The sequence below is a fragment of the Desulfosarcina sp. genome (genome assembly GCF_033791525.1).
Classification (GTDB): domain Bacteria; phylum Desulfobacterota; class Desulfobacteria; order Desulfobacterales; family Desulfosarcinaceae; genus Desulfosarcina.
The window spans coordinates 1-4,977 of the sequence record NZ_JASJGN010000461.1; the positions used below are offsets into that span (position 1 = coordinate 1).

At 61.8% G+C, this 4,977-nt stretch carries 3 protein-coding genes; all 3 read right to left on the bottom strand.

Annotated elements, in window-relative coordinates; all coding sequences use genetic code 11:
* On the bottom strand, nucleotides 1-3,395 hold a 3,395-nt coding region (locus QNK41_RS21635), incomplete at its 3' end, for a response regulator (RefSeq protein WP_319261526.1).
* 127 nt (nucleotides 3,396-3,522) lie between these two features.
* On the bottom strand, nucleotides 3,523-4,671 hold the full coding sequence (locus tag QNK41_RS21640) for a Coenzyme F420 hydrogenase/dehydrogenase, beta subunit C-terminal domain (protein ID WP_319261530.1): 1,149 nt from the start codon (nucleotides 4,669-4,671) through the stop codon (nucleotides 3,523-3,525).
* An 11-nt stretch (nucleotides 4,672-4,682) separates the two neighbouring features.
* On the bottom strand, nucleotides 4,683-4,977 hold a 295-nt coding region (locus QNK41_RS21645; RefSeq protein ID WP_319261533.1), incomplete at its 5' end, for a hydrogenase iron-sulfur subunit.

Consider the following 4,977-nt stretch of genomic DNA (forward strand, 5'->3'; position numbering starts at 1 on the left):
GCTCCGTCGATGGCGCCTAACATGCTCCGATGGGAAAACCCTTCCACGATGGATGCGCTGTTGGGGCAAACCGTGGCACAATCTCCGCATCCCTGGCACATGGCCGTGTTGACCTCGACACGCTGCCCGGTCTCGTCCAAAAAACGGGCCCCATAAGGGCAGGTGTCAATACAGCGCAGGCACAGGGTGCAGAGGCTGTGGCGCACCATGGCAGTGGTCCGGGCGGCCGGCAGCCGTTCGGCGGCCAGGATGGCCAGGGCGCGTCCGGCGGCGGCCTCGGCCGTGCCCACGGCCTCGGGAATGGATCGCGGTGACAGGGCAATACCGCAGCCGAAAACACCTGCCTTCAACGCCTCCACCGGACGCCATTTGGAATCCGCCTCCTGAAAAAAGCCGTCCCGGTCCAGCTCGGTGCCGTAGGCCTGGGCCAGGTTTTCGGGCAGGTGGGGCTGGATACCGGTGGCCAGTACCAGCAAATCGGCGGAGATTTGCACCGGCGCGTCCAGGATGGGATCGTGGAGCTTCACTGAAACCGGCATTTTTTGATCGGTATTGATGCTGACCGTTGGTTTACGCTCCGGCCGGTACTGGAAGAAGAGAACGCCTTGCTTGCGGGCTTCGGTGTACCAGGCTTCATTCAGGCCGCAGGTCATCATGTCCCGGTAGAGGATATACACCTGAATATCGGGCTGGCGGCTTTTCAACCAAAGGGCCTGTTTCAGGGCCGTGGGGCAGCAGACGCGGCTACAGTAGTTACGTGGTTCTTCCCGGGAGCCCACGCATTGAATCATGACCACGGTGGTTATCCCCTCGATGTCCAACCGGTTCTCGTGAATACGCGTCTCCAGTTCCCGCTGCGTGACCACCGCCTCGCTGCTGCCATATCCGTAGGCATCAGTCGTAGCTTCGATGCCGCCGGTGGCCAGGACCACGACCCCGTGTTCCACGGTTGTGGTCGGTTTTCCGGCCGTCTCGATGGTGGAAAAAAAGTGTCCGGCCTGGCCGAAGGCGCCGACTACGCGGCTGCCTGTCATCACCTGGATTCCGGGATGGTTGTCGATCCGGCCAATCGTGTCATCCATGTAGGGGGCGATGGGCGTGCCGTCGATGGTCTGATGCAGCCAGACCAGATTGCCGCCCAGCCGGTCGGATGCCTCCACCAGGGTGACGTCGACACCGTGGTCGGCCACGGCCAGGGCCGCGTGCATGCCGGCAATACCCCCGCCCACCACCAGTGCTCGGTTGACCACAGGCGTATAGTGGCTTTCTTCTATAGAGATGTTTTTCAATTTAGAGATCCCGGCCGTGATTTTGGCAACGGCGCCAGGTAGGACCTGCCCCTGGCGCATATCCATGGCCACTACTTCGATCAGGGACGCATGCAGACCAAAGGCGGCGGCCAGGCCACGGGCCTTTTTGCCATAGACGAAGGTGGGGCAGGCACACACCAACACTCGATTGACATCCGCGGCGTCGGTTTGTGTCAGGGCCTCCCAGCCCTCCATCGTGCAGATGCGGTTCAGGATCACCATCCGGGCAACCGCCGGATCCTGCTGCAACAGCGTCGACCAAGCCTCCTGATCCATATCCGTTTGTGTGGAGGTGTCGCAACGGCAGAGAACCACAAGGATACGGGGTGGCTCTCGCGACACGTCCCGGTAAGCATCGGAGACGGAGGTTTTTTCGGCCAGGCCGCCCCCGGCGCGGTGAATCGTCCGGGAGGCGTTCACGGCTGCCGAGGAGGCGCGGATCACCGATTCGGCAATATCGGTGGGGCCGGTGAGGGTTCCCCCGGCAAAAATGCCGGCCCGCGCGGTGCGGGTGTCGGAGAAGGGGACGGTCTTTACGAAACCGAATCCGTCGGTGTCGATGTCCAACCCTTCGGCCAGGGATGCCGTATGCGCGTTGGCCCGCTGGCCGGTGGAGAGCACCACCAGGTCGAAGCGCTCCTCGTGGATTTCTCCGGTCGCGGATGTCCAGCGAATAGCCACATCGTCACTGCCAAGGGTGGGGGCAATGGAGTGGACCCGTCCCCGTTCCAGCCGAACGCCTTTGGTGGATTCGGTGTGTTGCCCATAGCGCTCGAAGGATTTGCCGAAGGTGCGCATGTCCATGTAAATGATGGTGGCTTGAAAATCATCGCCGGCGACCGTTTTGGCCACCGCCGCCTCCTTGAGGGCGAACATGCAGCAGACCGTGCTGCAGAAATCGGCACCGGACTGCAGGTCCCGGGAGCCCACACACTGGATCCAGGCGGCTTTTTTCACCGGCTGCTTGTCGGATGGGCGCAACAGGCGGCCGCCGTCGGGTCCCGTGCCGCTGAGCATGCGTTCGAACTCCAGGCTGGTGACCACGTTGGGCACGACACCGTATCCCATTGGGTTTTTCCCCACGGACGGGTCAAAGCAGGTGGTGCCGGTGGCCAGGACGATAGCTCCCACCGTCTCTTTGCGGTAGCCGGCTTCTCGAAAAGCGTCATACACGGTCGTGACCTTGGGGATCAGGGCGTCGGGCTCGAAGGGCTTGATCAGGTAGTCCATAGCCCCTATTTTCATGGCCTCCACGGCGGTTTCCACGGTGGCGTAGGCGGTCATCATCAAGGTCTGAAGAGCCGGTCGAATGACCATGGCTTTTTCAAGCACCGTTACGCCGTCCATGCCCGGCATCTTGATGTCCAGGAGCATAAGATGAAAGATCTCGGCTGCGAGTTTTTCCAGGGCCTCGGGGCCCGAGGCCGCCATTTCAACGCTGTAGCCTTCCTCGTCACCCAGCCAGGCTTCCAGAGATTGTCGAATGATGGACTCATCGTCCACCACCAAGATGCGAAAGGCCTGGCGACCCATGGCCGACAGGTGGATGGCCCCGGTCGGGCAAACGGGCTCACAGGCTCCGCAGCGGGTGCAGGCCACCGGGTCGATGGTGTAGGTATTGGGAATGTTGTGGGGCACCGGCAGATAGATCGCCTTGCGCTGGGTGAGACCGGCGTTGAAGGCATCGGGGAGCATCACCGGACAGACCTCGCTGCACTGACCACACCCGATGCAGCGGTCAGGATCGACGGGGCTGGGTGCCTGGTTAAGGGTCACCTCAAACCTTCCCGGCTCGCCTTCAACCGATGCCAGGCTGGTGCCCAGCAAAATGTCGATGTTTTCGTGAAAGAGCCCCTTTCTCAGGCAGGTCTGGATGCCGGCATCGCGGTCAAGCATGGGCAGCATGCGACACATGCCGCAGCGGTCCGTGGGAAACTGGTAGTCCAACTGGCTTAAAATACCTCCCATGTGCGGTGCCCGGTCGGCCAGGGTCACCCGGTATCCCATCTGGGCCAGGTCGATGGAGGCCCGAATGCCGCTGATTCCGGCGCCCACAACCAGGGCGCTGCCGATTTTCCGATCCATATTTTTCTCCCATACAACTGAGTTGATAGGCTCAAAGCCGATAAGCTCAAAGCTCAAGGCTGAAAGCTGAAAGCTGAACCGGGAACACGGAACCCAGAACCCTGAACCCGAAACGCTGAACCCAGAACTATTCCATCCCCACCACCTCGCCGTACTCCTCCTCCTTGAAGCCGCACATGGGCGGGCGTTGAGACAGATCCAGGCCCGCGTCGTAACCGAAGGCGCCCTGGGTATGCCGGGCCACCATAGTGAACAGGTCGGACAGGGGGATGTCGTTGGGACAGGCATTGGTGCACTGGCCGCAACCCACACAGGCGGTGCTGATGTGGGCCATGCGGGTCAGGTGAAAAAAAAGCGTGTCCGTGGGCATCTTGACGCCTCCCTTGCGGCGGGCCCACTGCAGGTATTGAAACGGTTCGTGACGAAAGGTGTCGGTGGTAAAGACACAGGTGGAGCAGTAGCACACCGGACAGGCCGTACGGCAGTTATAGCAATTGACGCAGTCGGCCAGATAGGTGGACAGCCCCTGGATGCTGCCGGTGGCCTTCGCCACCGTGGTTAACATCTGCTCCCGGTATTGTTTGCGCTGTTCCAATATCGCTGCGATGACGGACTTGCGCTGCGGTGTTTCCGCCTCCGCCGGCGGGAGGTCAAGATGGGTGAGCACGGCTTTTCCCGCCTCCGTGCGTGCCCGGGCCGTCAGCCCGTCGGTCGGGTCGCTGCCGAAAAGTTCCACGGCGATGTCGGCACCGTCGGGGATCGGGTGGTCGCAGGCCCGGCAGGCGGAGGTAAGGGTTACAGCATCGTTGCTTGGGTCACCGGAAAGGGCTGCCGCGCAAAAGGCCTGGGTGGCCGCATCCGGCGTTTCGTGCTGATCGACAAAGGCCCTGAAATCGGTATTGGAAAGGGCGCCCGGACAATCGAGGCCGACGATCACCACATCCTCCCGCTTCCCCTGGTTGAGCTTGACCAGCTCATTGAAGGCGCGAATTTCACAGGGCCGCAGGACGGCGGCCAATCTGCCACCGGCCGGCAGCCGGGTGAGCCTGGCAAGCTGTTGGGACCCGTTTATCGGAAAGGCTGGCGACAGTGGGTCGGCTTCTGCCAGTCGTTTGGGATCCGACACCAGCATGGGCATGATGCGGTTCTTCACCGCCAAGCGGGTGGGAACCAGCATGGCCTCGATTTCCGTCTTTTCCATTACCGTGGCCAAAAAAGATCGAAGGCCGGAAAGCCAGTCTTGGTTGTCGATGTCGATGCGAATTGCCTGTGTCATTACCCCTCCGTTCAGATAACCATCTGCAGATCGGGAAGTGCCGGTCCCAGTTCACGGGTCTGGGCTACCAGATCGCCCATGATACCGGCGAACTGGATGCCGTCGCTGGCGCCGATCCAGGTCAACCGCAGCCGCCGGTTGTCGATGCCGAACTGGGGCAGGATCTCCTTGAGCAGCTTCACCCGGCGGCGGGCCTTGTAGTTGCCGTTGATATAGTGGCAGTCGCCGGGGTGGCACCCGCTGATCAGCACCCCGTCCGCCCCCTCCAAAAACGCCTTGATGACGTATTGGGGATCAACCATCCCC

Coding starts and splice junctions, on each gene's coding strand:
- QNK41_RS21640 (WP_319261530.1), bottom strand. CDS start 4,671: ATGACACAGGCAATTCGCATCGACATCGACAACCAAGACTGGCTTTCC.